19 protein-coding genes are annotated in these 25,681 nt (G+C 74.5%); 17 read left to right on the top strand and 2 right to left on the bottom strand.

What is annotated here, in order from left to right:
• Nucleotides 1–80 precede the first annotated feature (80 nt).
• The 15 genes from OG309_RS04595 (at nucleotide 81) to OG309_RS04525 (ending at nucleotide 19,868) form a co-directional block, all read left to right on the top strand.
• Nucleotides 81–1,034 (top strand): alpha/beta hydrolase, encoded by a 954-nt coding sequence (locus OG309_RS04595; protein WP_329418426.1) that lies wholly within the window; start codon nucleotides 81–83, stop codon nucleotides 1,032–1,034.
• A complete protein-coding gene (locus tag OG309_RS04590; protein WP_443067538.1) occupies nucleotides 1,031–2,926 on the top strand; it encodes an amidohydrolase in 1,896 nt (631 codons plus the stop codon). Before OG309_RS04595 ends, OG309_RS04590 begins: the two co-directional genes overlap by 4 nt.
• A gap of 33 nt (nucleotides 2,927–2,959) precedes the next feature.
• Nucleotides 2,960–3,694 carry a GPR1/FUN34/YaaH family transporter gene (locus tag OG309_RS04585; RefSeq protein ID WP_329418425.1) on the top strand — a complete coding sequence of 245 codons (735 nt, stop codon included), beginning with the start codon at nucleotides 2,960–2,962 and terminating at the stop codon, nucleotides 3,692–3,694.
• An 89-nt stretch (nucleotides 3,695–3,783) separates the two neighbouring features.
• Entirely contained in the window at nucleotides 3,784–4,524 is a 741-nt protein-coding gene (locus tag OG309_RS04580; RefSeq protein ID WP_329418424.1) for an alpha/beta hydrolase, read from the top strand.
• A 103-nt stretch (nucleotides 4,525–4,627) separates the two neighbouring features.
• Nucleotides 4,628–5,959 carry an ABC transporter substrate-binding protein gene (locus tag OG309_RS04575; protein WP_329418423.1) on the top strand — a complete coding sequence of 444 codons (1,332 nt, stop codon included), beginning with the start codon at nucleotides 4,628–4,630 and terminating at the stop codon, nucleotides 5,957–5,959.
• Nucleotides 5,959–6,924 carry a carbohydrate ABC transporter permease gene (locus OG309_RS04570; protein ID WP_329418422.1) on the top strand — a complete coding sequence of 322 codons (966 nt, stop codon included), beginning with the start codon at nucleotides 5,959–5,961 and terminating at the stop codon, nucleotides 6,922–6,924. The genes OG309_RS04575 and OG309_RS04570 overlap by 1 nt, the downstream gene beginning before the upstream one ends.
• The gene (locus OG309_RS04565) at nucleotides 6,921–7,808 is read left to right on the top strand and encodes a carbohydrate ABC transporter permease (protein WP_329418421.1); all 888 of its coding nucleotides are present in this window, start codon (nucleotides 6,921–6,923) and stop codon (nucleotides 7,806–7,808) included. Before OG309_RS04570 ends, OG309_RS04565 begins: the two co-directional genes overlap by 4 nt.
• Nucleotides 7,805–10,567 carry an ATP-binding protein gene (locus OG309_RS04560; protein ID WP_329418420.1) on the top strand — a complete coding sequence of 921 codons (2,763 nt, stop codon included), beginning with the start codon at nucleotides 7,805–7,807 and terminating at the stop codon, nucleotides 10,565–10,567. Before OG309_RS04565 ends, OG309_RS04560 begins: the two co-directional genes overlap by 4 nt.
• A 133-nt stretch (nucleotides 10,568–10,700) precedes the next feature.
• The gene (locus OG309_RS04555) at nucleotides 10,701–11,537 is read left to right on the top strand and encodes an alpha/beta fold hydrolase (protein ID WP_329418419.1); all 837 of its coding nucleotides are present in this window, start codon (nucleotides 10,701–10,703) and stop codon (nucleotides 11,535–11,537) included.
• Nucleotides 11,538–11,681: 144 nt separating this feature from the next.
• Nucleotides 11,682–14,807 (top strand): helix-turn-helix transcriptional regulator, encoded by a 3,126-nt coding sequence (locus tag OG309_RS04550; protein ID WP_443067537.1) that lies wholly within the window; start codon nucleotides 11,682–11,684, stop codon nucleotides 14,805–14,807.
• A 137-nt stretch (nucleotides 14,808–14,944) separates the two neighbouring features.
• The gene (locus tag OG309_RS04545; RefSeq protein ID WP_329418417.1) at nucleotides 14,945–16,192 is read left to right on the top strand and encodes a PucR family transcriptional regulator; all 1,248 of its coding nucleotides are present in this window, start codon (nucleotides 14,945–14,947) and stop codon (nucleotides 16,190–16,192) included.
• Between the two features lie 156 nt (nucleotides 16,193–16,348).
• Nucleotides 16,349–17,200, top strand: coding sequence for an alpha/beta fold hydrolase (locus OG309_RS04540; RefSeq protein ID WP_329418416.1), 852 nt, complete (start codon nucleotides 16,349–16,351; stop codon nucleotides 17,198–17,200).
• Between the two features lie 133 nt (nucleotides 17,201–17,333).
• Nucleotides 17,334–18,218 (top strand): helix-turn-helix domain-containing protein, encoded by an 885-nt coding sequence (locus OG309_RS04535; RefSeq protein ID WP_329418415.1) that lies wholly within the window; start codon nucleotides 17,334–17,336, stop codon nucleotides 18,216–18,218.
• A 213-nt stretch (nucleotides 18,219–18,431) separates the two neighbouring features.
• A complete protein-coding gene (locus OG309_RS04530; RefSeq protein ID WP_329418414.1) occupies nucleotides 18,432–19,145 on the top strand; it encodes an alpha/beta fold hydrolase in 714 nt (237 codons plus the stop codon).
• 129 nt (nucleotides 19,146–19,274) lie between these two features.
• Nucleotides 19,275–19,868, top strand: a complete 594-nt coding sequence (locus tag OG309_RS04525) for a hypothetical protein (protein ID WP_329418413.1) — start codon at nucleotides 19,275–19,277, stop codon at nucleotides 19,866–19,868.
• Nucleotides 19,869–19,941: 73 nt separating this feature from the next.
• Here the strand turns inward: OG309_RS04525 and OG309_RS04520 are convergent, their stop codons facing one another.
• Complete coding sequence (locus OG309_RS04520) at nucleotides 19,942–20,583, bottom strand: response regulator transcription factor (protein ID WP_329428128.1); 642 nt, start codon at nucleotides 20,581–20,583, stop codon at nucleotides 19,942–19,944.
• A gap of 5 nt (nucleotides 20,584–20,588) precedes the next feature.
• Entirely contained in the window at nucleotides 20,589–22,742 is a 2,154-nt protein-coding gene (locus tag OG309_RS04515) for an ATP-binding protein (protein WP_329418412.1), read from the bottom strand.
• A gap of 212 nt (nucleotides 22,743–22,954) precedes the next feature.
• On the opposite strand from OG309_RS04515, the gene OG309_RS04510 reads away from it, so the two are divergent.
• Complete coding sequence (locus OG309_RS04510) at nucleotides 22,955–24,610, top strand: phosphodiester glycosidase family protein (RefSeq protein ID WP_329418411.1); 1,656 nt, start codon at nucleotides 22,955–22,957, stop codon at nucleotides 24,608–24,610.
• A 334-nt stretch (nucleotides 24,611–24,944) separates the two neighbouring features.
• Complete coding sequence (cseB, locus tag OG309_RS04505) at nucleotides 24,945–25,670, top strand: two-component system response regulator CseB (RefSeq protein ID WP_329418410.1); 726 nt, start codon at nucleotides 24,945–24,947, stop codon at nucleotides 25,668–25,670.
• The last annotated feature ends 11 nt before the right edge of the window (nucleotides 25,671–25,681 follow it).

Genomic DNA, 25,681 nt, shown 5'->3' with positions numbered 1-25,681 from the left:
ATGCCCCGCCCGCCTGCCGGCCCGATCCGCTCCCTCCGTCCCGCCGCGTACAGCCCGACCATCCCCAAGGAGAACCCCTCATGAACCACCGGCCCGTCCTCGAACCCGCCGCCCAGGCGTTCGCCGACGCCACCGCCCGGCCGCCGTACCTCTACCAGATCCCCGTCGCCGACGGCCGCAAGGCCGTGGACGACGTGCAGTCCGGCGACGGCGTCCCGCTGCCCGAGGTCGACGAGGAGTGGATCACCGTCCACGGCGGCCCGACCGGCGACGTCCGCACCCGGATCGTCCGCCCCCGCGGCGCCACCGGCGCCCTCCCCGTCATCCTCTACATCCACGGCGCCGGCTGGGTCTTCGGCAACGCCCACACCCACGACCGGCTCGTCCGCGAACTCGCCGTCGGCGCCCGGGCCGCCGTGGTGTTCCCCGAGTACGACCTGTCGCCCGAGGCGCGCTACCCCGTCGCCGTCGAGCAGAACTACGGCGTCGCCCAGTGGATCGCCCGCGAGGGGCACCACAAGGACCTCGACGGCAGCCGGATCGCCGTCGCGGGCGACTCCGTCGGCGGCAACATGACCGCCGCCCTCACCCTCATGGCCAAGCAGCGCGGCGACGTCGCCCTCGTCCAGCAGGTGCTGTTCTACCCGGTCACCGACGCCGCCTTCGACACCGACTCCTACCACCGGTTCGCCGAGGGCTACTTCCTGCGCCGCGACGCCATGAAGTGGTTCTGGGACCAGTACACGACCGAGGAGGCCGAGCGCGCCCAGATCACCGCCTCTCCGCTGCGCGCCTCGCTCGAACAGCTCACCGGCCTGCCGCCCGCCCTGGTCGTCACCGCCGAGGCCGACGTCCTGCGCGACGAGGGCGAGGCCTACGCGGACCGGCTCCGCGCCGCCGGCGTCCCGGTCACCGCGCTGCGCGTGCAGGGCGTCATCCACGACTTCGTCATGCTGAACGCGCTGCGGGAGACGCGCGGCGCGGAGCTCGCCATCGGTGTCGCCACCGACGTCCTGCGCAAGGCCCTCGCATGACCGGGCCGTCGACCGGCATGCCGGTGGCGGGCCTCGTCCCCGCCCCGCGTCGGGAGCACGGGCACGCCGACCTCCTCGTCCGCAACGCCAAGGTGTTCACCGGCGACCCCGCCCGCCCGGCTGCCCGGGCCGTCGCGATCCGCGACGGCCGGGTCGCGGCCCTCGGCGACGACCACGACCTCGCCCACCTGGTGGGCCCGGGCACGAAGGTCGTCGACGCCCTCGGCCGCCGGGTGATCCCCGGACTCAACGACTCGCACCTGCACGTCATCCGCGGCGGCCTGAACTACGTCCTGGAGCTGCGCTGGGACGGGGTGCGCAGCCTGCGCCAGGCACTGGCCATGCTCCGCGAGCAGGCCGGCCGCACCCCCAAGGGGCAGTGGATCCGGGTCGTCGGCGGCTGGACCGCCGAACAGTTCGCCGAGCGCCGGATGCCCACCGTCGCCGAGCTGAACGCCGCCGCCCCCGACACCCCGGTCTTCGTCCTGCACCTGTACCAGTCGGCGCTGATGAACCGGGCCGCGGTCCGGGCGGCCGGCTTCACCCGCGACACCCCCGATCCGCGTGGCGGGCAGATCGTCCGTGGCCGGGACGGCGAACCCAACGGCGTGCTCCTGGCGGCGCCCGGCGCGCTCGTCCTGTACTCGACCCTGGCCAAGGCGCCCGCCCTCGACGACGCCGACAAGCGGACGTCGACGCGCCACTTCCTGCGGGAGCTGAACCGCTTCGGACTGACGTCCGCGGTCGACGCCGCCGGCGGCTTCCAGAACTTCCCCGACGACTACGCGACCGTCGCGGACCTCGCCCGCGCGGGGGAGCTGACCCTGCGGATCGCCTACCACCTCTTCCCGCAGACGGCCGGGCAGGAGCTCGCCGACCTCAGGCGCTGGACCGAGACGGTCAGGCCCGGCGACGGTGACGAGTGGCTCCGGCTGAACGGCGCGGGCGAGAACCTGACGTGGGCCGCCGCCGACTTCGAGAACTTCTCCGAGCCCCGGCCCGGGCTCGCCGCGGGGTACGAGACCGAGTTCGAGAGCGCCGTCCGGCTCCTGCTGGAGAACGGCTGGGGCTTTAGGCTCCACGCGACGTACGACGAGACGATCCGCCGCGACCTGGCGGTCTTCGAGAAGCTGGCGGCGGAGGGCCTGTTCCCCGGCGGCAACCGCTGGCTCTTCGACCACGCGGAGACCGTCTCCGCCGCCAGCCTCGACCGGATCGCGGCCCTCGGCGGCGCCCTGTCGGTCCAGAACCGCATGTCCTTCCAGGGCACCGTCTTCCTCGACCGGTACGGCGCCGGGGCCGCCGCCCACACCCCGCCGGTCCGCGCCATGCTCGACCGGGGCCTCACCGTCGCCGCCGGCACGGACGCGACGCGCGTCTCCTCGTACAACCCGTGGGTCGCGCTCCACTGGCTGGTGACCGGACGCACCGTCGGCGGCACCGCCCTCCACCCGGCCGGGAACCCGGTCGACCGGGAGACCGCCCTCGGCCTCTACACCCGGGGCGGAGCGCGACTCACCGGCGAGCAGGACGTCAAGGGAACGCTGCGCGAGGGCTGCTACGGCGACCTGGCGATCCTCTCCGACGACTACCTCACCGTGCCCGAGGAGGCCATCCCCGACATCGAGTCCGTGTTCACCGTCGTCGGCGGCCGCATCGTCTACGCGACCGCGGAGTACGAGGGCCTCGACGAGGCCGTCCCGCCGGTGAGCCCCGAGTGGAGCCCCGTGGCCCACTTCGGCGGCTACCAGACGGCAGGGGCGGGCGCCCGCCAGGCGTCGCTCGTCGCCGAGGCCGCCGCCGAGTCCGAGCAGCACCGCCGGTGGCGCGTGGCGCGCGGTGCCGTACCCGAGACGGCACCGTCCTTCGTCGACCCCTGCTTCGAGCACTGAGTCCGTCCGAGCATGGAAAGAGAGAACCCTCCGATGACCGCGGCTTCTTCGGCCGGCGACGACGACGCCCAGGCCACCCCGCCCGACGCTCCCCAGGGACGCCGCTTCGAACCGGACCTCCGGTCGATGACCCGGATCAACCTGCGTCCCATCGCCTCACCCATGCCGCTCGGCTTCTTCACCATCGCCATCGCCTCCGTGATGACGGGCTGCCTCCAGCTCGGCCTCTTCGACGAGGCGGCCCGCGGCGCCGTGGCCCTCACCGTGCTGCCGGCCTTCGTCCTGCAACTCCTGGTGAGCGTCCTGGCCTTCGGAGCCCGTGACGTGATCGCGGCGACGCTCATGGCGGTGTTCGCCGGCAGCTGGCTGCCGTACGCGCTCATCATGCTCACCGGCGCGGCCGACGGGCTTCGGGTCCTCGGCGTCCTCAACCTGGCGCTCCTGTGCTTCGGGGCGCTGATGACCGCGGTGACCCGGCCCAAGCGCGCGCTGTGGTGCGTGCTGGCGGTCTCCCTGCCCCGCTGGGCCGCCACGGGCCTCGGCGGCATCACCGGAGCCGAGTGGCTGACGCGCACGTCCGGCGCGCTCGGGCTCGTCGTGGCGCTCGTCGCGATGTACACGGCCTTCGCCCTGATGCTGGAGGACATGCGCAGCGAGCAGGTCCTGCCCATCGGCCGCAGCGGCCCGGCGCACCTCGCCGTCGAGGGCGACCTCGGCGTCCAACTCCGCAACCTGGAACGCCAGGCGGGCGTGCGCCGCACGCTCTGATCTCCCCTGCCCCTGTCCCGAGCCCTGTCCCGAGCCCTATCCCTGTCCTTCTCCGACCCGTCCCGCCCCGTCCCCAGAGGAGTTCCTCCATGCCCCGACACGCCCGCCCCACCGTCGTCCTGGTCCACGGCGCCTTCGCCGACGCGTCCGGCTTCGCCCGCGTCATACCCGAACTGACCGCCGCCGGAATGGAGGTGCTGGCCCCGGCGGTGCCCAACCGCGGTCTCGTCGACGACGCCGCCTACATCGCCTCCGTGGTCCGCGCCGTCGAAGGTCCCGTGATCCTGGTCGGGCACTCCTACGGCGGCGCCGTCATCACCCTCGCCGGCGCCGAGGACAACGTCCGGGCCCTCGTCTACCTCGCGGGATACGCGCTGGAGGAGGGCGAGAGCCTGGGCGAGCTGCAGGGCCGCTTCCCCGACTCCGGCCTCGCCGACGCGCTCGTGTACACCCCCTTCCCGGTGGCCGGGACCGGGACCGGGACCGGGAACGAGACCGGCACCGACGTGTCGGTGGCGGTCGACCGGTTCCCCGAGCTGTTCGCGGCGGACGTCGACCCCGGTCTCGCCGCGGTGCTCGCCGTCTCCCAGCGTCCCCTGGCCGCCCGTGCCTTCACGGAGCCGGCACCGGTCGCGGCGTGGCGGACCAGGCCCTCATGGGGGCTGGTGGCCTCCTCCGACCGCACGATCAACCCCGACGTGGAGCGCTTCGGCTACCGGCGCGCCGGCATGACCACCGTCGAGGTCGACTCCTCCCACCTGGTCATGCTCGCCCGGCCGGAGGCCGTGACGGAGCTGATCAAGGAGGCGGTCAGGGCCACCGCCCACTGACCCGATCGTTCGAGATCGAACGATTAGTCGATGTTGTTCGAGCGCTGATAGCTTCTCAGCGCCCCCCGAGATCCTGCGGCGGGCGATCGGAGGAAGCACACCCATGAGGTTCGGCGCGAGGCTCGCTCTCGCCGTCATCATCCTCGTCGTCACGGTCACCGCCTGCGGCACCCCGCAGCAGGGCGGTTCGCGGTCGCACACCACCGTGGACTGCGGACCGTACGCCCGCTACGGCGAGCACCCCGGCACCCGCGTCACCGTCTACGCGTCGAACCGGGACCGGGAAGCCGACCTGTTCGAAGCGTCCTGGGAGGAGTTCGCGGCCTGCACCGGAATCGACGTCCAGTACGAGGGGGACGGCGAGTTCGAGGCCCAGATCCAGCTCCGGGTCGACGGCGGGAGCGCGCCCGACGTGGCGTTCTTCCCCCAGCCGAGCCTCCTGGAACGCTTCGCGCGCGCCGGACGGCTCAAGCCCCTCAGCCCCGCGGTCGCCGCCCTGGCCGAGCAGGGCTGGTCGGCGGACTGGAACAGCTACGCGACCGTGGACGGCACCCTCTACGGCACCCCGCTCGTCGCGAACGTGAAGTCGCTCGTCTGGTACTCGCCCGGCTTCTTCCGCGACCGGGGGCTGACCGTCCCCCGCACCTGGTCCGAGCTGATGCGCGTGACCGAGCAGATCGCCGCGTCCGGCGTCACGCCCTGGTGCGCCGGCCTGGAGTCCGCCGAGGCGACCGGCTGGCCCGTGACGGACTGGATCGAGGACGTCCTGCTGCGCCAGCAGGGGACGCGGGTCTACGACCAGTGGGTCGCCCACGAGATCCCGTTCGACGATCCGCGGGTGATCAAGGCCATGGACACCGTCGGCTCCGTCCTCAAGAACGACCGGTACGCCAACGGCGGCTTCGGCCCGGCCCGGTCGATCGCCTCGATCAGCTACCAGGAGGCCGGCCTGCCGGTCCTCTCCGGCGACTGCGCCCTGCACCGGCAGGCCTCGTTCTACGCCGAGCAGTGGCCGGACGGCACGACGATCGGGCCGGACGGCGACGTCGACGCCTTCCTCCTGCCCGGGACGGACCCGACGAGCCGTCCCGTACTGGGCGGCGGGGTGTTCACCGCGGCCTTCTCCGACCGGCCCGAGGTCCGCGCCTTCCAGGAGTACCTGGCCTCCGCGGACTTCGCCGACACCCGGATGCGGAAGGGCCCGTTCGTCTCGGCGAACAAGCGCGTGGACCCGGCCCGCGCCGCCACACCGGTCGACCGGCTCGCGATCCGGCTCCTCCAGGACCCGAGGACGCGGTTCAGGTTCGACGGCTCCGACCTGATGCCCGCGTCGGTCGGCGCGGGGACCTTCTGGAAGGGTGCCGTCGACTGGATCGGCGGCGCGAGCACCCGGCAGGTCGCCGCCTCCGTCGAACGGTCCTGGCCGAGCCGCTGATGTCGTTCGATCTCGTCGCCCAACAGCCCAAACTGCAGTACCTGGTGCAGGGCGTCGTCGCCTTCGGGGCGGTGGTCGCCCTGATCCTGCTCGCGCTGCACCGGGGGCCGGCCCGGAGACGGGCCGCGGCCCTGCTCCTGCTCGCCCCCGCACTGCTGCTCCTCACGGTCGGGCTGCTCCTGCCCGCGCTCCGCACCCTGGTGCTGTCGTTCACCGACAGCGGGGGAGAGGCGTGGGCCGGACTCGACAACTACGTGTGGATGTTCACCGACCCCCGGGCGCTGGTCGCCCTGGGCAACACCCTGGTCTGGGTGGTGCTCGTGCCGGCACTGGCCACCGCCGTCGGTCTCCACTACGCGGCCGCCGTCGTACGGGCGCGGTGCAGGACGTTCGCGCTCTCCCTCCTCCTGCTCCCGATGGCGGTCTCCTCCGTCGGCGCCGGTGTCGTCTGGAAGTTCGTCTACGCCTACCGCCCCGCGGAGGCCGCCCAGACCGGGCTGCTGAACCGGCTCGTCGTCGCGTTCGGCGGCGAACCGGAGCAGTGGCTCGTGGAGTCCCCCTGGAACGTCCTGCTCCTCATCGTGGCGATGGTGTGGACCCAGGCCGGCTTCGCGGCCGTCCTGCTGGCCGGGGCCATCAGGGCCGTGCCCGTCGAGACGACCGAGGCGGCCCGGCTGGACGGCGCGTCCCCCCGGCAGGTCTTCCTGCGGATCACCCTCCCGGCGATCAGACCCACGCTGCTCGTCGTGCTCCTCGCCCAGGCGGTCGGCACCTTCAAGGCCTTCGACATCGTCAGGACCATGACCGGCGGACAGTTCGACACGGCCGTCCTCGCCCACGAGATGTACGACCAGGCCTTCCGCTACGGCGAGACGGGCCGCGGCGCGGCTCTCGCCGTGCTCCTCTTCGTCCTCGTCACCCCCTTCGTCGCCCTCCAGGTGCGGGCGCGACGGAGGGCGGGGTGAACGGTGTCCGGGAGCGGCTGGCCTCCCGCACCTCCTCGGTGGTCGCCGTGGTGATCGGCGTCCTCTGGACGACCCCCACCCTCGGTCTGCTGCTCTCCTCGTTCCGCCCCGAGGAGGACGTCAAGACGACCGGCTGGTGGACCGTGTTCGGCTCCCCGCGCCTCACGCTCGACAACTACGGCGAGGTGCTGTCGGACGGCGGGAACGGGTCGGGACGGCTCGCGGAGCACTTCGTGAACTCCGTCGTCATCACCCTGCCGTCGGTGCTGTTCCCGCTCGTCCTCGCCTTCTTCGCGGCGTACGCCCTGGCGTGGATCGACTTCAGGGGGCGCGACGCGCTCCTCGTCGGCGTGTTCGCGCTCCAGGTCGTCCCGTTGCAGATGGCGCTGGTGCCCCTCCTGAAGCTGTTCTCCCAGGGCTGGCTGTTCCTGCCCGCGTGGCACGTCACCGGTGCGGCGCGGTTCGGGCACGTCTGGTTCGCCCACACGGTCTTCGCGCTGCCGTTCGCGGTGTTCCTCCTGCACAACTTCCTGGCCGGACTGCCCCGGGACCTGATCGAGGCCGCCCGCGTCGACGGGGCGTCGCACGGGACGCTGCTGCTGCGGATCGTGCTGCCGCTGGCCCGCCCGGCCCTGGTCTCCTTCGCGATCATCCAGTTCGTCTGGGTGTGGAACGACCTGCTCGTGGCCCTGACGCTGTCCGGTGGCACGGCCGAGACCGCGCCGATGACGGTCCGGCTGGCGAGCCTCGCCGGAAGCCACGGCAACGAGTGGCAGCGGCTGACCGCGGGCGCCTTCGTCGCCGCGGCCGTCCCGCTGCTCGTCTTCCTCTCCCTCCGGCGGCACTTCGCCCGGGGGCTGCTCGCCGGATCGGTCAAGGGATGAGCCCCGGCGGACCGGTCGGGCGCGACGGCTCCGGGAGCCCGGGCCTGAGCCGGCCCGGGCTGCGGGGCCGGGAAGCCGAACTGGAGCGCCTGCGCGCCCTCGTCGGGGCGGTGCGCGACGGCGAGGGAGGGGCGATCGCGCTGCTCCTGGGCGAGGCCGGCATCGGGAAGACCGCCCTGCTGCGCGAGACCCTCGCGCTCGCCCGGGCCCACGGTTTCCTCGTCAGCCACGGCCGCGCCGAGGCACTGCACGAGCTGGCACCGCTCGCCTCGCTGGCCTCGGGCCTCCTGCGCGGCGACCCGCCGCTGCTGTCCGCGCCGGACTTCGCCCACCTCGCCGGCCACCACGACCAGCGCATCTGGCTCGTCGAACGGCTGGCCCAGCTCATCGAGGAACGCGCGGCGAGCACGCCCGTCCTCATCGCCGTCGACGACGTCCAGTGGGCCGACCCGCTGAGCCGGTTCGCCCTGCACGTCATGCCGGCCCGGTTGCTCGGCTCCCCGGTCCTGTGGCTGCTCGCGGGCCGCGACGACCCGCAGCTGTACGGGCGGGGGCCGCGCACGACGACCCTCCCCCTGGGACCGCTGTCCGGCCCCGCCCTGGCCGAGCTGGCCCACGACGTCCTCGGCGGGGATCCGCCGCAGCGCGTCACGGAGCTCCTCGACGGGGCGGGAGGCAACCCGTTCCTGGCGTCCGAGATGCTCACCGGTCTCGCGGCCTCGGGAACGGACGGGACGGAACCGCCGCGGCGCCTCGTCCTCGGCGTACGCGGCCGGCTGGCCGCACTCCGGCCGGACACCCTCCACTTCCTGCGGATCGGCTCGGTCCTCGGCCGCGCCTTCGCGCTCGCCGACGCCGCCGCCCTGTGCGGCCGGCCCGCCTCCGCACTGAGCGCCGAGCTCGACGAGGCGATCGCCGCCGGGCTCCTCCACGACGACGGCGAACGCCTGGTGTTCCGCCATGACCTGGTCCGCCAGGCGGTGTACGCCGACCTCGCCCCCTCCGTACGCCGCGCACTGCACCGGGAGGCCGCGAGCCGGCTCGTCGCGGCCGGCCGGAGCTCCGTCGACGCGGTCCCGCACCTCCTGAAGAGCGCCAGCCCCGGCGACCAGGAGGCGATCGAACTGCTCGGCACGGCCGCCGCGGACGTCGGCGCCGTGCTGCCCGGCCTCGCCGCCGACCTGGCCGTGCGCGCCCTGGAACTCGTACCGTCGCACGCGCCCGACCTGTTCGACGTGGGCGAGCGGGCCGTCGTCGCGCTCACCCGCGCCGGCCGGTACGCGCAGGCGCGGGAGACCGGTGACGGGCTGCTCGCCCGTCGGCCGCCGCTGGACGTCTTCGCCCGGCTGCAGTCCGTACTCGGCGACACCCTGTGGCACCTCGACGACGTCCAGGAGCTGGCCCGCCGCTCGACGGCGGCCCTGGCGGCCGTCGCCGACCCGGCGATCCGCGCCCGGCTGACCGCGCGGCAGGCCCTGGCCCGGTCCCGCGGACGGGACCTCGCGGCCGCCCGCGCGACGGGCGAGCGGGCGCTCGCCGAGGCGGAGCGGGCCGGCGACCGGGAGGCCCGCGTCCTCGCGCTGTGGGGGCTCGGCGAGATCGCCCTCAACGCGGGCGACTGCGCCGCCGCCGTCGAACACCACACGGCGCTCAGCGTGTTCGACACGGCCTTCCTGCCGGAGGAGGTCGTCGCGCGGATCCACGCCGACGACTTCGACACCGTGCGGCAGCTGCTCCGGACGGCGGGCGACGATCCGCTGCGCCCCGCCATGCTGATCTGGGCCCAGGCGACCCTGCACCTCGGCCTCGGGCGGCTCGACGACGCGGAGGCCGACCTCGTCACCGCCGCCCGCCTCGAAGCGGACGGCCACGTGCCGGGCAACCTGGTCAACATCCGGGTCAACCGCGGTCTGCTGGCACTGCTGCGCGGCGACCGCGACGCCGCGCGGGACCACCTCGACGTCGTCCGGGCGGCCGTGGCCGAGCGCCCCAACACCGGCAACCACGCCACCCACCAGTACCTCGAGGCGGTCGTCGCCGACGCCGACGGCCGGCACGGGGCGGCGGCCGAACGGCTCCGGTCCGCCCAGCGGGACCACCCGTTCCTGCGCTGGCGACTGCTGCGCCCCCATGTCGTCCAGGCCGTGCGGATCGCCCTGCGCGCCGGGGACCGGCCGCTGGCCGAGGACCTCGCCGCCCAGGCCGCCGCGCACGCCGACCGCAACCCCGCCGTGCCGACCGCGACAGGATCGGCCGCCCACGCCGCCGGCCTCCTGCACGCCGACCACGGGCTCCTGGAACACGCGGTCCGCGTCCTCGGCGCCGGCCCCCGGCCGCTGCACCACGCCGCGGCCTCCGCCGACCTCGGACGCGCCCTGCTCGGCACCGCCCGTGCCGCCGCGGTGCCCGCCCTCACCAGCGCGTACGACACCTACGCGGCGGCGGGGGCCGACGCCGAGGTCGCCCTGGTCCGGGCCGACCTGGAACAGGCCACGGCCCGCTCCGGCCCGCGCGCCGCGAGCCACCGGCCGCGCCACGGTCGGGGCTGGGACACGCTGACGGCCTCGGAGCGCAAGGTGGCCCGGCTGATCGCCGCGGGTCACACCAACCGGTCGGCCGCCGCCGCCCTCCTCGTCTCCCCGCACACCGTCAACACGCACCTGGCGTCGATCTTCCGCAAGCTGGCGGTCCATTCGAGGGTCCACCTGGCCCGGATCGTGCTCGCGGAGGGTGACGCCGGCACGCCCGCCGACGGCTGAGCGGGCTCTGCGCCCCCGTGCAAGGCGCGGTGCGCCGTACGGCAAGGGAGGGCGCCGGACCGGTCCTAGCGTGACGGGCGTACCGCGCCGCTCCGACGCGCGGACCAGCCGACCCGAAACGAGGACGCCCTCCATGCCGTACATCACCGTGGGCCAGGAGAACACCACCCCCGTCGAGCTCTACTACGAGGACCACGGCACCGGGCAGCCCGTCGTCCTCATCCACGGCTTCCCGCTCGACGGCCACTCCTGGGAGCGCCAGAGCGCCGCGCTGCTCGACGCCGGCCACCGCGTGATCACCTACGACCGGCGCGGCTTCGGGCAGTCCTCCCAGCCGACGACCGGCTACGACTACGACACCTTCGCGGCCGACCTGAACACCGTGATGGAGACCCTCGACCTGAACGACGCCGTCCTGGTCGGCTTCTCGATGGGCACCGGCGAGGTCGCCCGCTACGTGTCGACGTACGGTTCCGGCCGGGTCGCCAAGGTCGCCTTCCTGGCCTCGCTGGAGCCCTGCCTGCTCAAGAGCGACGACAACCCGGACGGCGTGGCCCCGAAGGAGTTCTTCGACGGCGTCGTCGCCGCCGTCAAGGCCGACCGCTACGCCTACTACACGGCCTTCTTCGACGACTTCTACAACCTCGACGAGAACCTGGGCACCCGCATCAGCGAGGAGGCCGTCCGCAACAGCTGGGACACCGCCGCCCGGGGCGGCTCCTTCGCCGCGTCCGCCGCACCCGCCACCTGGTACACCGACTTCCGCGCCGACATCCCCGCCGTCGACGTGCCCGCCCTGATCCTGCACGGCACGGCCGACCGCATCCTGCCCGCCGAGGGCACCGCGCGCCCCTTCCACAAGGCGCTGCCGTCGGCCGACTACGTCGAGATCGAGGGCGCCCCGCACGGTCTGCTGTGGACCCATGCCGAGGAGGTCAACACCGCCCTCCTCGCCTTCCTGGCGAAGTGACGCACCCGCCACGCCCCGCCGGGTGACGTCGGCGCCCCCGGCGCCACCCGGCCCCCGTCGCTCCCCGTCCGCGGGAACCGTTCATACTGATCCGCCGTACCGCACGCGAACCCCCGAACCGTCCCGTGCGGCCAGGCCGGCGGAATGAGCGTGAACCGAGTGACGACACGGACCGTACCCGAGCAACCCGGCGGTGTACGGACGCCCGTCCGCGGCCGGGAGGCCGAGCTGGCCTTCGTCGAGGCGAGGCTCGACGCGCTCGACCGGGGCGAGGGCGGCATCGTCCGCGTCGAGGGCCCGGCGGGCATCGGCCGGTCCAGGATCCTCGCGGAGGCCGTGGCCTCCGCGCGACGGCGCGGGGCGAAGGTCTTCGAAGGGGTGGCCGACCCCGACGCGCCGTCCGTGCCGCTCGGCCCGCTCCTCGAAGGCCTGCTCTCCGGAACGGAACCGCTGCCGGGCGCCGCCCGCCTGCGGGACCTCGCCATGGCGCCCGGCCAGCGGTTCTGGCTGCTCCAGGAACTGGGCGACCTCCTGCGGGAAGCGGCGGCCGACGCCCCCCTGCTGGTCGTCCTCGACGACCTCCAGTGGTGCGACGACCTGACCCTGCTCGCCTTGCACACCCTCGCGGCCGGACTCGCCCCGCACGCCGTCCTGTGGCTGGTCGCCGTGCGCGGCGGGAGCGTTCCGCCGGGCGTGCGCACCACCCTGGACCGGATCCGGCAGGCGGGCGCGCACGAACTGGTCCTGGGCCCGCTCGGGGACGAGGCGAGCGCACGGATCGCCGAGGACGTCCTGGGCGCCGTGCCCGGCCCGGACGTCCTCCGCGCCGCCCACCGCGCCGAGGGCGTGCCTCGACTGCTGGTCGAACTGCTCGGCTCGCTGCGGGAGGAGGAGGCCGTGACCATCGAGAACGGCACGGCCCGGCTGCCGGCCGGGCCACCGGCCCCCCGATCGCTCCCGTCCGTCGAGCGTCGCCTCGCCCAACTCTCCGACGAAGCGCGCGAGTTGGTGCAGACGGCGGCGTCCGTGGGCCGTCCCGTCACCGTCGCCCTCCTCGCCGAACTGCTCGGCAGGTCCTCGGCGGCGCTCATCACGGCGGTGCGGGAGTCCCTCGACGCCGACCTGCTCGCCGAGCGGGGCGACCATCTGGCCTTCCGCCACGACCTGATCCGCGAGTCGGTGGAAGCCGGCCTCCCCCTGCCCCTGCGGCAGGCCCTGCACCGGCAGGCCGCCCACGTGCCGACAGCCCGCCCGGCAGCCCCTGTCGAGCCCCCGGCGCCACCGGCCGCGGGCGCGCGACCGTCCGCGGCGGCCGAGGCCGACCGGCTGGGCTCCGCGGCGGCCGACGCCGGCCGGCCGTCCGCCCACGAGGCCGGGGTGGGTCGACCGGACTCCGATGCGGCGGGGTCGGACCGGCTGGGGTCCGACGGGGCGGGGTTCGGCCGACCGGACTCCGGTGTGGCGGGGGTGGAGAGGGGTCGACCGGGCTCCGATGCGCCCGGGACCGACCGGCCGAGGTCCGACCGGGCGGAGGTCGGCCGACTCCGTTCCGCTGCGGACGAGGCCCGCCGACGGCGCTCCGACGCGGCCGAGGCCGACCGGCTGCGCACCGCCGCGGCGGAGCAGGCGGCCGCCGCTCCCGGAGCCGCCGCCGACCACAGCCTCAAGGCGCTGGAACTCACCCCCGCCGACGCCCCGGAGCGCCCCCGGGTCGTCGCGGAGACCATCCCGCTGCTCTGGCAGACGGGCCGGGCCGCCCAGGCGCGCGAGCTGGGCCTCGCCGCCCTCGCGCCCGGCGGGCTCGGCCCCGAGGACGAGGCACGGATACGCCTCGCCCTGGCCCGCCTCGTCCTCCCCTCCGACTTCTCCGAGGCGGTCCGGCAGGCCCGCGCCGGAGCGGCCAGACCCGGGGTCCCCGTGGCCCTGCGGGGCCGGCTCCTCGCCCTGCTCGCCCTCGGCCTGGCGATGGCCGGCGAGCGGCAGGCCGCCGACCGGGTCGCCACGGAGGCGCGGGAGATCGCCGCCGCGGCGGGGGACCGCGACGCCGAGGCCACGCTGACCACGGTCCGCTCGGTGGTGCCCTACCACCGGATGGACTGGACCGAGGCGTTCCGGCAGGCCCGGCGGTCCGCCGCGCTCGCCGACGCCCTCGGCATCGGCACCTCGCTGTGGGTGCCGGAAGCCCTCTGGCACGCCTTCCTGTCGAACGCCGCCGGGCGCTCCGCCGAGGCGCTCGCCGCCACCGAGGACGGCATCCGAGCCACGGGTGAGCAGGGCCGGACGGCCGCCACCCGCATGTGGCTCATGCTCCGCACCCGCGTCCTCCTGGACGCCGGACGGCTGGCGGAGGCCCGCGCCGACGCCGAGGCCGCGTCCGCGCTCACCGACGACCCCGGCCCGGGCAACCTCGCCGACGTCACCCTGCGGTACGCGATGATGCGCGTCGCCCTGCACACCGACGACCGGCGGACCGCACGCGCGTACGCGGTGGAGGCGCGGCGCATGCGGAGCGACGCCGCACCCGCCGTCCGCTACGTCGGCGCCTGGCTGCTGGCCCTTCTGGCCGACGCGGAAGGCCGGCCCGACCGCGCCATGGCCGAACTCGACGAGGCGATGGCGGCGCCCGCGACGGACCGGCGCGACTTCGCCGGCTCGCTCGACCCGGCCGACGCCCCGGTGCTCGTCCGGCTGGCCCTGCGCGCCGGCGCGCACGAGCGGGCCGAGCGGGCGGTCGCCGTGGCCGAGCGGCGCGCCGTGCTCAACCCCGAACTCACCCTCCTCGCCGCCGGTGCCGCCCACGCCCGGGGACTCCTCGACAACGACCTCGCCCCGCTCCTGCGCGCCGTCCGCCTGTACGAGGACTGCCCCAGGGTGCTGGCCCGGGCATCGGCGCTGGAGGACGCCGGCCGCAGACTGGCGACCACCCGCAGGGCCGAAGCGGTGCCGTACCTCGACACCGCCCTCGCGCTCTACGCGCGAGCGGGCGCCGAGCGGGACGCCGCACGCGTCCGGCGACGCCTGCGGGCCGTCGGCGTCCGCCGCCGCCCCGCGCCGGCCGGGGTCTGTGACGCGTGGCCCGAACTGACCGCCGCGGAACTGCGCGTGGTCCGGCGCGTGGCCCAGGGGCTGACCAACCTCCAGGTGGCCGAGCACCTCTCCCTGTCGCCGCACACGGTCGGTTCCCACCTGCGCCGCGCCTTCACCAAGCTGGACATCACCTCGCGCGCCGAGCTGACCCGGCTCGTCCGGCACCGCGACAGCGGAGAGTAGTCGCTTCGCATCCCCCGTGCGCGTCACGACAATGCACGGTTCGTGCGATGTGCCGGCGCCGTCCCCTCCTCAGAATGATCAAGAACCGTGGAACGAGGGACTCCGCGGGCAGCTGTGGGTCGAGAGAGGAACAGCGCATGACCGTAAGGCTCCAGCGAGCCCGCCCCGGCAGCCCCGAGCTGCAGGCGCTCGTCGACGAACTCGCGGAGCGGCTCGGCCGGTCCGTCGCCGTCGACGACCCGCTGGTCCGCATGGTCTGCACAAGCCGTCACTTCGGCGACGAGGACCCGGTGCGCATCGGCACCCTCCTCCAGGGCCGCGCCGACAACGCGACCATCCGGTACGTCCTCGCCCAGGGCGTCACCCAGTGGTCCAGGCCCGGGTTCATCGACGGCCGCGACGACCTCGGACTGCTGCCCCGCTACGTCGTGCCGCTGCGCGAGCGCGGCCACCTGCTCGGGCTGCTCGTGGTGGTCGTGCCCGAGAAGGCGCTGGGCGAACAGGACACGGCCCTCATCGCCCGCGCCTCGGACGCCATGGCGGCCCGGATGTACGGCGAGCAGATCGCCGCCGACACCAGGAAGGCCGCCGAACGCGACCTGGCCCTCGAACTCGTCGGCCCGGACGTCGCCGAGCGCACCGCCGCACACCGGCGGGGCAGGGAACTCGGACTCCTCGGAGCGGCCGAGCACGTCCTCGTCACCGTCGTCCAGCTGAGCTGCGGGACCGAGCTCGTCCGTCAGTCGGAGGCCGCCCTGTGGGGGGCGCTGGAGGGGTTCCGGCAGACCCGCTCCGCCCAGGGCCTCATCGCCATCGGCCAGGAGCGGGCCACCCTGCTCCAGCTCCGCGACCGCCCGCCCCTCCCGGACGAGGTCACCGCGCAGTCCGCCCGCATCCTCGGCGAACTCCGCACCTTCCTCGGCCCGTCGGCCGACCCCGTGATCGGTGTCGGCGGGCGGCACCCCCGCCCGGCCGACGCCCGCACCTCGTACGAACAGGCCCTCGTGGCGGCCCGCGCCGCCCGCCGGCTGCCCGCCCTGCGGAGCACCGGCGACTGGGAACGGCTCGGGGAGCTCGCCGTACTCCTCCAGCTCCCCGAGCACGCCCTGAACGCCTCCCTGGTGCCGGAACCCCTCCGCACCCTCACCGCGGCCCACGGCGGCGACCGCCTGCGGGACACCCTGCGCTGCTTCCTCGAACACGCGGGATCGATTCCCCGAACCGCCGACGCGCTGGGCATCCACCGCACCTCGCTCTACTACCGGCTGCGCCGGATCGGGGAGATCACCGGCCTCGACCTCGACGACGGTGCCCACCGGCTCACCCTGCACCTCGGCCTCAGGATCGAGGAGCTCCTCGCCCCGGAGGGCGCCGGGGCGCGCTGACGGCGGACCCGGTGCGCCCGGCGGGGCCGGTTCGACAAAGCGAGGAGGACCGGCGGCCCGATTCCTACAGCTCGCGGTGGTGCGGGCGGCGGGCCCCATTCGATGATGTTCGTGCCGGGCGGACCTGAAAAACCGCCTCTGACCAGGGAAGAGGCCATGAGGGAACTGATCACGACGGACGGCGTGCGGCTCGCGTACCGGGACACCGGAGGCGAGGGCGTCCCGCTGCTGATGCTGCACGGCTGGGGGCAGACCCAGGCGATGTTCCGCCACCAGGTCGAGGGCCTGGCGCCCGGACGGCGCGTCGTCACCGTCGACTTCCGCGGCCACGGGGTGTCCGCCAAGCCGCGGCACGGCTACCGCGTCGCCCGGTTCTCCCGGGACGTCCTCGAACTCGTCGACCACCTCGGGCTGGACCGCTTCGACGCGCTCGGCTGGTCCATGGGCGCCTCGGTGTGGTGGAGCTTCGTCGACCAGTACGGGACCGGACGCATCCGGCGCCTCATCGCCGTCGACCAGCCCGCAGCGGTCGCCGCCGTGCCCTGGACGACCGCGCGCGAACAGCGGGACTCCGGTGCCGTCTTCGACGTGCCGGGGCTGCTGACCCTGTGCGCGGCGCTCGCCGGGCCGCAGGGCGACACGGTCCGCGCCGACTTCGTGCGCGGCATGTTCTCCGGCACGCCCGACCCGGAGGTGGCGGCCTTCGTCGCCGAGGAGATCCGGTCGACCCCCGCCTACGCGGGCGTCCCGCTGCTCTTCGACCACTGCGCGCAGGACTGGCGCGACGTACTGCCCCGGATCGACGTGCCCACCCTCGTCATCGGCTGCGAGGGAAGCCATGTGCACCCCGACTCACAGCGCTTCGTCGCCGAACGGATCCCCGGGGCCCGCCTGCACGTCTTCACCGCCGACGTGGCGAGCTCGCACTTCCCCTTCCTGGAGAACCCGCCGGCCTTCAACGCCGTCGTGGAGAAGTTCCTGGCCGAGGAGCCGGAGAGCCGGACCTAGGTCGTGTCCGGAGAGTCCCGCAGGGCTCGCGGCACTGCCTTCCGGACACGCCCGAGACCGTGTCCGACCCTTCCCGCCGGGTCCGGCCCGCTGCGCACGCCGGCCCGCACGCACCGTACGGCCAGGAGTCCCCATGCCCCTCACCCTGATGTCACCCGTGCCCGAACAGGCGTCCCGGCAGGCGCCCGAACCCGCCTCGCCCGGCGTCGACGGGGGGTGGCTGGTCCAGGTGCGGTCCGAGATGCCGGAGGCGGACGACCGGAACCACGTCTACCTGGCCGTCCACGTCCGCGGCCCCGTCACCGTCGTCCACGGCCCCACCCGGACCCGGCTGGAGCCCGACGACCTCGTCTTCTGCGACCCGTCCCGACAGCGCCCGCTGCGCTTCGGCGACGACTGCCAGATGATCTTCTTCCGGGTTCCCCGCTGCTATCTGGGCGTCTCGGAACCGGAGTTGGACCAGGTGCTCGGCGTGCCGGTCCGCGGCGGGGCAGGGCTCGGGGCGCTCGTGTCCGACTTCCTCACCGCGCTCGCCGCCGAAGCGGAGTTCCGCAGGTCCTCGATCGGCGACCGGCGCGCCCGGACAGCCGTGCACCTCCTCTCCGTCCTGGTCATGGAGCTCCTCGCGGCGGACACGACGGACCGGGACGCCGACGCGTCCGGGACGGGCGGCGCGATGCTGAACCGCATCCACGCCCACATCGAGGAACACCTGATGGACCCGGACCTCTCGCCGGAGTCGATCGCGCGCGCCCACCACATCTCCGTCCGCTACCTGCAGAAGCTGTTCCAGAACGACGGCAGCACGGTGAGCCAGTGGGTGCGGCACCGCAGGCTCGAGTTCTGCCGGCTCGAGCTCGGCAGGTCCCACCGCAGGATCACCATGGCCGCGATGGCGCACCGCTGGGGCTTCAACAGCCCCTCGCACTTCAGTCGCACGTTCCGGGGCGCCTACGGCATGAGCCCCAGCGAATGGCAGGCCCTGGCGACCTCGGCCTTCGGGCCGGTGCCGTCCTGAGCCGGTGCCGTCCTGAGTCGGGGACGGCCGGAGCCGGGGACGGCCGGAGCCGTCCGTGCGCACGTTCCCGCATGCCCGGGTCTGCGCCGCCGTGCCGGTGCGGATGCGCGTACGGACAAGACCCGGCACGCCTCGAACCTACCGTGAGTAACCACCGCACGCGCCTCTCGCCGCCCCGCCCGGACCGCGCCCGACACCGAGAAGAGAACCCGCATGCCCCTGCCCACCGTCGTCCTCGTGCACGGCGCCTTCGCCGACGCGACAGGCTGGATAGGCGTCATCGCGGAACTGCGGAGCAGCGGGGTGCCGGTGCTCGCCCCGCCGAACCCGCTGCGGGGCCTCACGTCCGACGCCGCCTACCTCGCCTCCGTCCTCGCGCAGGTCGAAGGGCCGGCCGTCCTCGTCGGCCACGCCTACGGCGGTGCGCTGATCACCGTGGCGGGCGCCGCCGAGAACGTGGTCGGGCTCGTCTACGTGGCCGCGTACGTCCCCCGCGAGGGCGAGAGCCTCGCCGCACTCCAGGGGCGCTTCCCCGGCGCCCCGCCGAAGACCGACCTGAAGGAATGGACGTACCCGCTCCTCGACGGCGACTCCTCGGTCGAGCTCACCATCGACGAGACGGCCTTTCCCCTGGTCTTCGCGGCGGACCTGCCCGAGGACGTCGCCGGGGTCCTGGCGGCGGCCCAACGCCCGCTCGCCACGGCCGCCTTCACCGAGACGGTGCCGACGGCGGCCTGGCGCACGAAGCCGTGCTGGGCCCTGGTGGCCGGGGCCGACCGCACGATCGGCCCCCAGGTCCAGCGCTTCGGCGCCCGACGCGCCGGCGCCGCGGCCGTCGAGCTCCCCGACGCCTCCCATGCCGTCCACCTCTCCGAGCCCACCCGGGTCGCCGATCTGATCAGGACCGCGATCCGGGCGACGAGCTGACGGCGGGTCCCCCTCGGCACGTCCCGCGGGGTCGGGACACCTGCCCCATGTGCGGGGGACACGCGTCGGGCGAGGGTGGAGGACGACGGCGCGGATTCGCCGCGCTCCGTAGACGGTGAGGCATCGACGATGTCCGTATCACGCAACTCGGCCCTGGCCGGCGCGGTCGCCGTGGCGGCCCTCATGACCCTGGCGGCCCCCTCGGGCGCCGCCGCGGCCACGACCGGCGCCGACGGCGGCAAGCAGCACTGCACGGTGCGCCCGGGCCAACGGGCCGCGACCTGTTTCGACACCTTCGCGGAGGCCATCGCCCACGCGACGAACGGCGCCGTGCGCCTCCCGGCCGGGGCGCGGACGGTGACGCAGCGACAGCTCGACGCGGCGGCCGGCGCCAAGGGCCTCGGGGCGACCGGGGCGACGGTCATCGCCGTGGTCTACAACGACGCGAACTTCGCCGGGCACTCGTTCACCTTCGTCAAGGACCACGGATGCGACGGCGACTGGGGCACCGTCGAGTTCGAGGAGGGCAACCTCCGCTACTTCAACGACAACACCAACTTCAACTGGGGCGACGAGATCGGCTCGGCCCAGGAGTACTCCGGCTGCCACGGCATCTACTACGAGAACAGCTGGTTCAACACCCGCACGTCCGGCCGCACCGTGGAAGGGCCGTGGAGCGGGGGATGGATGGACGACGAGGCGTCCTCCATCCGCTGGGTGTGACCGCCGGGCGGCGGGCCGGGCCCCCGGCCCGCCGCCCCACCCGCTCACGGTCCGGCTCCGCCGCCCCACCCCGTCACGGTCCGCCGCCCAGGCCCGACTGCCGGGCGCGCACGATGGCCTCCGCCCGCGTCGCCGCCTGCAGCTTCGCGAGGATGCTGGACAGATGGTTGCGCACCGTCTTCGGGCTGAGGGTCAGCCGCCGCGAGATCGCGAGGTTGTCCAGACCGCGGGCCACCAGGTCCAGCACCTCCCGCTCCCGCGAGGTCAGTTCGGGCAGCGGCACCGGCCCGCCCCACCCCGCGTGACCCAGCAGGTACGCCATCGCCCGGCCGGCCACGGCGGGGCCCAGGATGACCTCACCGTTGGCGACGGCCCGGACCGCCCGCTCGATCTCCGCCGCGCCCGCCCCCTTCAGGAGGTATCCCCGGGCGCCCGCCCGCATCGCCGCGAAGACCGAGTCGTCGTCGTCCAGCATCGTCACCACGAGCACCCCCGCCCGCGGCAGGATCCGCAGGATCTCGCGCGTCGCCTCCACCCCCGACGAGGCCGCCTCACCCAGGTGCAGGTCCATCACCACGACGTCCGGCGCGCGGGCTGCCGCCGTCGCCACCGCCGCCTCCGTCGAGGCCTCCTCACCCACGACCTCGAGACCCGCCAGCGAACCGAGCAGCGCCGACATCCCCAGCCGGAAGACCGGATGGTCGTCCACGACCATGACCCTCAGCACGGGAGCCTCAGTTCCAGCCGGGTGCCCCGGCCGGCCCCGCCCGGGTGCCAGGAGGCGGTCCCGCCGACGGCCTCGGCCCGTTCACGGATCGAGACCGTGCCGACCCCGTGCCGCACATCCTGCGGCATGCCCCTGCCGTCGTCCTGCACCGACACGTTCAACAGCCCCTCGACCAAGCGGAGTTCGACCGTGCACAGCCGGGCGTGCGCGTGCCGCGCCACATTGCGCATGGCCTCCGCGACGATCGCGTACACCGCGCCCGCGACCTCCTGAGGCGTGCCGTCGAGCCCGTCGCCCTCTTCCCGTACGAGCACGGTCAGCCCGTCCGCCTCGTAGCGCATGACCAGTTCCCGGAGCGCCGCGACCAGGCCCAGCTCGGCCAGGACCGGTGGCACGAGGCCGCGCGCGAGCACCCGCACCTCCTCCCCTCGCGCGTCGACCTCGCCCCGTAGGCGGGCCAGCAGCTCGTCGGCCCGGTCCGCGCCGTCCGGCAGCAGGTTGCGGGCGGCGGAGAGCGCGAGCCCGATGCCGGCCAGGGCGGGCCCGATCTCGTCGTGCAACTCGCGGCGCAGCACCCGCCGTTCCTCGTCGCGCGCCGCGGCGAGCCGCCCGCGCGACTCCCGCAGCGCCCGCGTGACGGCGGCCAGCCGCACGGCGGTGGCGACCAGCGGCGCCACCTCGTCGAGGCCCGCGCGGGCCCGCCGGTCGAGACGCTCACCGGGGCGCGGCGTCACGAGCAGCAGGCCGACCCGTTCCCCTCGGACGACCAGCGGCACCGCGACGGCGTCCGGCACGTCCGCGTGCCCGTCCCGATCCGTGGCCCCGCCCTCGGCGGCGTCGACGATCCGCACGTCACCCAGATGGAAGGAGGCCGCGATCGACTCCGCCATCCCCGCGAGCGACTCCGCCGGGCTCCCCGCGCTTCCCAGGTGCCGCCCGACCCGGCTGAGCGCCGGCGCGGCCGCCTCCCCGTACACGAGCCGGTCCACGCGCCGTTGCAGCCGGGCGCGCACGGGCTGGACCCCGGCCCCGGTCACGGCGGCGGCCAGTACCCGGACCATGCCGTCGTCGCCCGGCAGCAGCAGCCCGAGGACCGCGACCGTGCCGAGGTAGCCCGCCACCAGCACGCCGGTGAGGAGCGCCCACGGCAGGGTCCGGCTGACCGCCAGGTCGATGCCGAACATCCGCCGGCGCAGGACCGTGACCAGGATGGCGGCCGGGAAGAACGCCTGCGAGGCCAGGTGGGCGAGCGTGGTGAAGAGGCCGACGGCCGGGCCGGGTTCGCCCTCCGCCCAGAAGAGCAGCGGGACGAACGTCGAGGAGATCAGCGCGACGCCGACGGCGAGCCAGCCGAGACCCCGGGCGGCCGGATCCCGGTACCGGTGCCGGGCCGCGTGCCCCGCGGCGGTGAGGCCGAGCACGACGACGGCCAGCTGGATCCACCGGTCGGCGGGCTCCGCGAGCCGCGCCCACACCTCGCTGCGGACCGCGAACGGCGAGAAGGACCCGCCCGGCGCGGGCCACGGCCAGGGGTCGGTGAGCCGGACGAGGAGGGTGGCGCCGATGGTGCCCGCGCCGACGCCGATCGCGGCGCGAGCGGCGCGCGTCGGCCGTTCCTCGGTCAGTAGGTACGGCACGACGAGCATCAGCGCCAGGGTGCCCGGCACCCAGGCCGTGCTCTGCAGGACCACCCACCCCGGCGGCGGGCCGTCCCCCGAGGCCGTCGCCATGATCCCCAGCTGCGCGACGACGGCGGAGATCCCGGTGCCCAGCGCCGTCAGGGCGACCAGCCAGCCCACCGGATGCAGGCGTCGGCCGAGCACGACGGCCGCGACGAGCCCGTAGACGAGCGCGTCGGCGGTGTCGACGAGGAAGAACCCCTGATCGCTGCTCCAGGGCCCGCCCGCCAGGACGGCGAGCACGATCCCCGCCCCCGCGAGCCCCCAGGCCGCCAGGAGCACGGGGACGGCCACGCCGAGATGCCCGCCGCGGCGCGGAAGGCTGCTCCCCGCTGTCCCGGGGCGGGCGTCGACACCTGTCCGGGAGTCGACCCCGGGGCCGGTCTCGGGCTCGGCCAAGGAGTCGACCGCGGGGCCGGCCTCGGAGCGGGCCGCGGGGCCGGGCCCGACATCTACCCGACGATTCACCTCAAGATCCCTCAAGTCCCCCATGGGGCAAGGGTCTCAAGGCGGCGGTTGCTTGTCACAGGGGCAGGCCGGACGCGTCGCCCCGAGGCGTGTGCGCCCGGTCCGGCCTCGTACGCTGACCCGGCCCGTCACGAGAGGGCGTGGCCGGTGCGACCGCCCCGGCCAGGCTGCCGTGCCGTCTGCTGAATCGTTTCGCCTATCTGAGGAGAGTCTTGCCCAGACTTCGTCGCGGCCTCGCGGCCGCCGTCGCACTGACGTCGATGATCATGCTGCCGCCCGGTGCGTCGGCCGTGGCAGAGGAATCGGACGTCACGGCGGAGCACATGCCGTTGGGCCCCGCCGACCTCGAAACGGTCGTGGAGCCCGCCCAGGACATAGCGCCCGGGGTGACGTACCAGAAGTTCAGCCAGGGCCGGGCCACCGACCTGTGGTCGGTCGAGCTGGAGATCGGTTGGCCGGGCGGCAAGAGCTGGCGGGTCGGCAACAGGACGTACGCCGACGCCATGGTCGCCGACCTGGCCGACAAGGGGTTCGCCGGCCGCGTCGATACCCGGCAGGTGCCCGTACTGACCGGAAGCGGCGGCTCCCTGCCGGAGAACATGGTGCGGGTCGGGCGGTTCGACGCCGGAGACCAGGCCGCGGCGAACCGGCTGAAGGGCTGGCTGGAGACCTCCGGGTACGCCGCCCGTACCGTCTACACGGCCCAGGACGGCTCGCCCGGCACCGGGCCCTGGCAGGTGCAGGTCGTCAAGGTCGACCCCACCGCGAACGTCGCCTTCAAGGCCGTGCACGGACAGGACGTCAGCACGGCGCAGACGGTCCGCGACATGGCCACGGCCGCCGGCGCCCTCGTCGCCGTCAACGGATCCGAGTTCGACATCGACTCGCCGACCAACGCGAACCACTCCGGCTTCGGCGGAGACCCCGAGGGGCTCTACGTCACGGGCAACAACCTCCTCAGCGAGGCCAACAACGGCCGCACCGCCCTGCTCCTGGAGGGCGCGGGCGCCCGGGTCCGGGTCGACGAGGTCACCTCCAGGACGCAGGTGACCGCCGCCGACGGCCAGGTGCGCCAGATCGACGGCATCAACCGGATGCCCGGCCGGATCCGCGGCTGCGGCGGCATCGGCGCGGACCACCGCCTCGACGGGAAGGGCGCCGACCCCGAGACCAGGCCGTGGCGGGGGGCCCTCTGCGTCGACGACGACGAAGTGGTGATCTTCCGGCCCGAGTGGGGGACGCAGACGCCGCGACCGGACGCCGCCAAGAGCGTCGACGTCGTCATGGACGGCACCTGGAAGGTCACGGAGATCCGGGCGACCGGCGGTCCCATCCCCGCGGGCAGCAGGATCCTGCAGGGCATCGGCACCGGGGCGGACTGGCTGCGCGCCCACGCGGCCGTCGGTGAGACCTTCAAGCCCGGCACCTCCATCACCGACTCCCAGGGCAAGTCGGTGACCGGCCCGACCTTCTCGGCGGTCGCGGGCGGCGGTCCCGCCCTGGTCCGCAACGGCGAGGTCCTGGTCAACACCGTGGCCAACGGCATGTACGACCCCGTGTGGGGCACCCCGGGCAGCGCCGTCGTCGAGCGCCACCCCCGCACCCTCGCGGGCGTCACCGCCGCCGGCGAGCTCCTCCTGGTCACCATCGACGGGCGCGACCCCCAGAACAGCGTGGGCGTCACGGCCCAGGAGGCCGCCGAGGTCATGAAGTGGCTCGGGGCCAAGGACGCGCTCAGCCTGGGCATCGGCGGCGACACCACCCTCGTCACCAAGGGCGCCCTCTCCAACCGCCCCATGGACAGCTGGACCGCGAGCGGCCCCACGGAACGCAAGGTCGGCAACGCCGTCGTCGTCGTGAACAAGTAGCGGGACGGGCCTCGCGAGGGGCCCCTGTCTCCCAGCGTCACCACGACTCCAGGGACGGCGAGTCATGGCCGAATGCTGCCGCACCATCGGTCTGCCGTCGCTGCGCGGCCGGACCGGGCGGGACGGGTCACGCTGATCCCAGGGGGAAAGACGAACGGACGACGACGTCGACCACCTGGGTCCCGTCCTGGCGGAGAAGTTCGCCCGGATCAGACCCGAGGGCAGATCGACCCGGCACGTCGAAGGACAGGGCCTCTCCCACCCCAGGTGGGGGAGGCCCTGCCGGCTGCCGGAGGTGAGGCATGATGGGAGGCCCGCCGATCACCCCCGATGGATGCGACGCATGCCCCTGCCTGAGTCCGAGCCCACCCCCGTGACGATCCTGCTCGTCGAGGACGACGAGGTGATCCGCAAGTCCGTCGCGATGGCGCTGGAACGCTACGGCTACCGCGTGGACGTCGCGGGCGACGGGCTGACCGGGCTGGAGCTCTTCCGCGCGAGGCACCACGACCTGCTGCTGCTCGACGTCATGCTGCCGGCCCTGGACGGCATCGGGCTCTGCCGCCGGATCAGGGAGACCAGCACCGCCCCGATCCTCATGATGTCCGCGCGCGGTGACGCCCTCGACGTGGTCTCCGGGCTGGAGGCGGGGGCCGACGACTACGTGGTCAAGCCCGTCGACACCGCCGTCCTGGTCGCCCGCATCCGCTCCCTGCTCCGCCGGGCCTCCGCCGCCGCCCCACCGCCCGCCGGCCCCGATGCTCCGGAGACGGCCGGACTGCTCGCGTTCGGCGACCTGACCATCGACCCCGCGGCCCTCGAAGTACGCCGGGACGGGCGGCAGATCGCCCTGGCCCCGTCCGAACTGCGGCTGCTCCTGGAGTTCTCCGCCCACCCCGGGATCGTGCTCGACCGCCAGAGCCTGCTGCGCAACGTCTGGGACTACGGCTGGGACGGCGACACCCGGGTCGTCGACCTCTGCGTCCAGCGGCTGCGCAAGAAGATCGGAGCCGACCGCATCGAGACGGTCCGCGGCTTCGGCTACAAGCTGCGGCGCTGAGGGAGGAGCTC

The organism is Streptomyces sp. NBC_01268 (assembly GCF_036240795.1).
Classification (GTDB): domain Bacteria; phylum Actinomycetota; class Actinomycetes; order Streptomycetales; family Streptomycetaceae; genus Streptomyces.
The sequence above is the reverse complement of the archived record's forward strand: the minus strand, read 5'-3'. Positions and strand labels throughout refer to the sequence as shown.

Coding starts and splice junctions, on each gene's coding strand:
- OG309_RS04535 (WP_329418415.1), top strand. CDS start 17,334: ATGCCCCTCACCCTGATGTCACCCGTGCCCGAACAGGCGTCCCGGCAG.
- OG309_RS04545 (WP_329418417.1), top strand. CDS start 14,945: ATGACCGTAAGGCTCCAGCGAGCCCGCCCCGGCAGCCCCGAGCTGCAG.
- OG309_RS04550 (WP_443067537.1), top strand. CDS start 11,682: ATGAGCGTGAACCGAGTGACGACACGGACCGTACCCGAGCAACCCGGC.
- OG309_RS04530 (WP_329418414.1), top strand. CDS start 18,432: ATGCCCCTGCCCACCGTCGTCCTCGTGCACGGCGCCTTCGCCGACGCG.
- OG309_RS04590 (WP_443067538.1), top strand. CDS start 1,031: ATGACCGGGCCGTCGACCGGCATGCCGGTGGCGGGCCTCGTCCCCGCC.
- OG309_RS04540 (WP_329418416.1), top strand. CDS start 16,349: ATGAGGGAACTGATCACGACGGACGGCGTGCGGCTCGCGTACCGGGAC.
- OG309_RS04570 (WP_329418422.1), top strand. CDS start 5,959: ATGTCGTTCGATCTCGTCGCCCAACAGCCCAAACTGCAGTACCTGGTG.
- cseB (WP_329418410.1), top strand. CDS start 24,945: ATGCGACGCATGCCCCTGCCTGAGTCCGAGCCCACCCCCGTGACGATC.
- OG309_RS04560 (WP_329418420.1), top strand. CDS start 7,805: ATGAGCCCCGGCGGACCGGTCGGGCGCGACGGCTCCGGGAGCCCGGGC.
- OG309_RS04575 (WP_329418423.1), top strand. CDS start 4,628: ATGAGGTTCGGCGCGAGGCTCGCTCTCGCCGTCATCATCCTCGTCGTC.
- OG309_RS04555 (WP_329418419.1), top strand. CDS start 10,701: ATGCCGTACATCACCGTGGGCCAGGAGAACACCACCCCCGTCGAGCTC.
- OG309_RS04595 (WP_329418426.1), top strand. CDS start 81: ATGAACCACCGGCCCGTCCTCGAACCCGCCGCCCAGGCGTTCGCCGAC.
- OG309_RS04580 (WP_329418424.1), top strand. CDS start 3,784: ATGCCCCGACACGCCCGCCCCACCGTCGTCCTGGTCCACGGCGCCTTC.
- OG309_RS04525 (WP_329418413.1), top strand. CDS start 19,275: ATGTCCGTATCACGCAACTCGGCCCTGGCCGGCGCGGTCGCCGTGGCG.
- OG309_RS04520 (WP_329428128.1), bottom strand. CDS start 20,583: ATGGTCGTGGACGACCATCCGGTCTTCCGGCTGGGGATGTCGGCGCTG.
- OG309_RS04585 (WP_329418425.1), top strand. CDS start 2,960: ATGACCGCGGCTTCTTCGGCCGGCGACGACGACGCCCAGGCCACCCCG.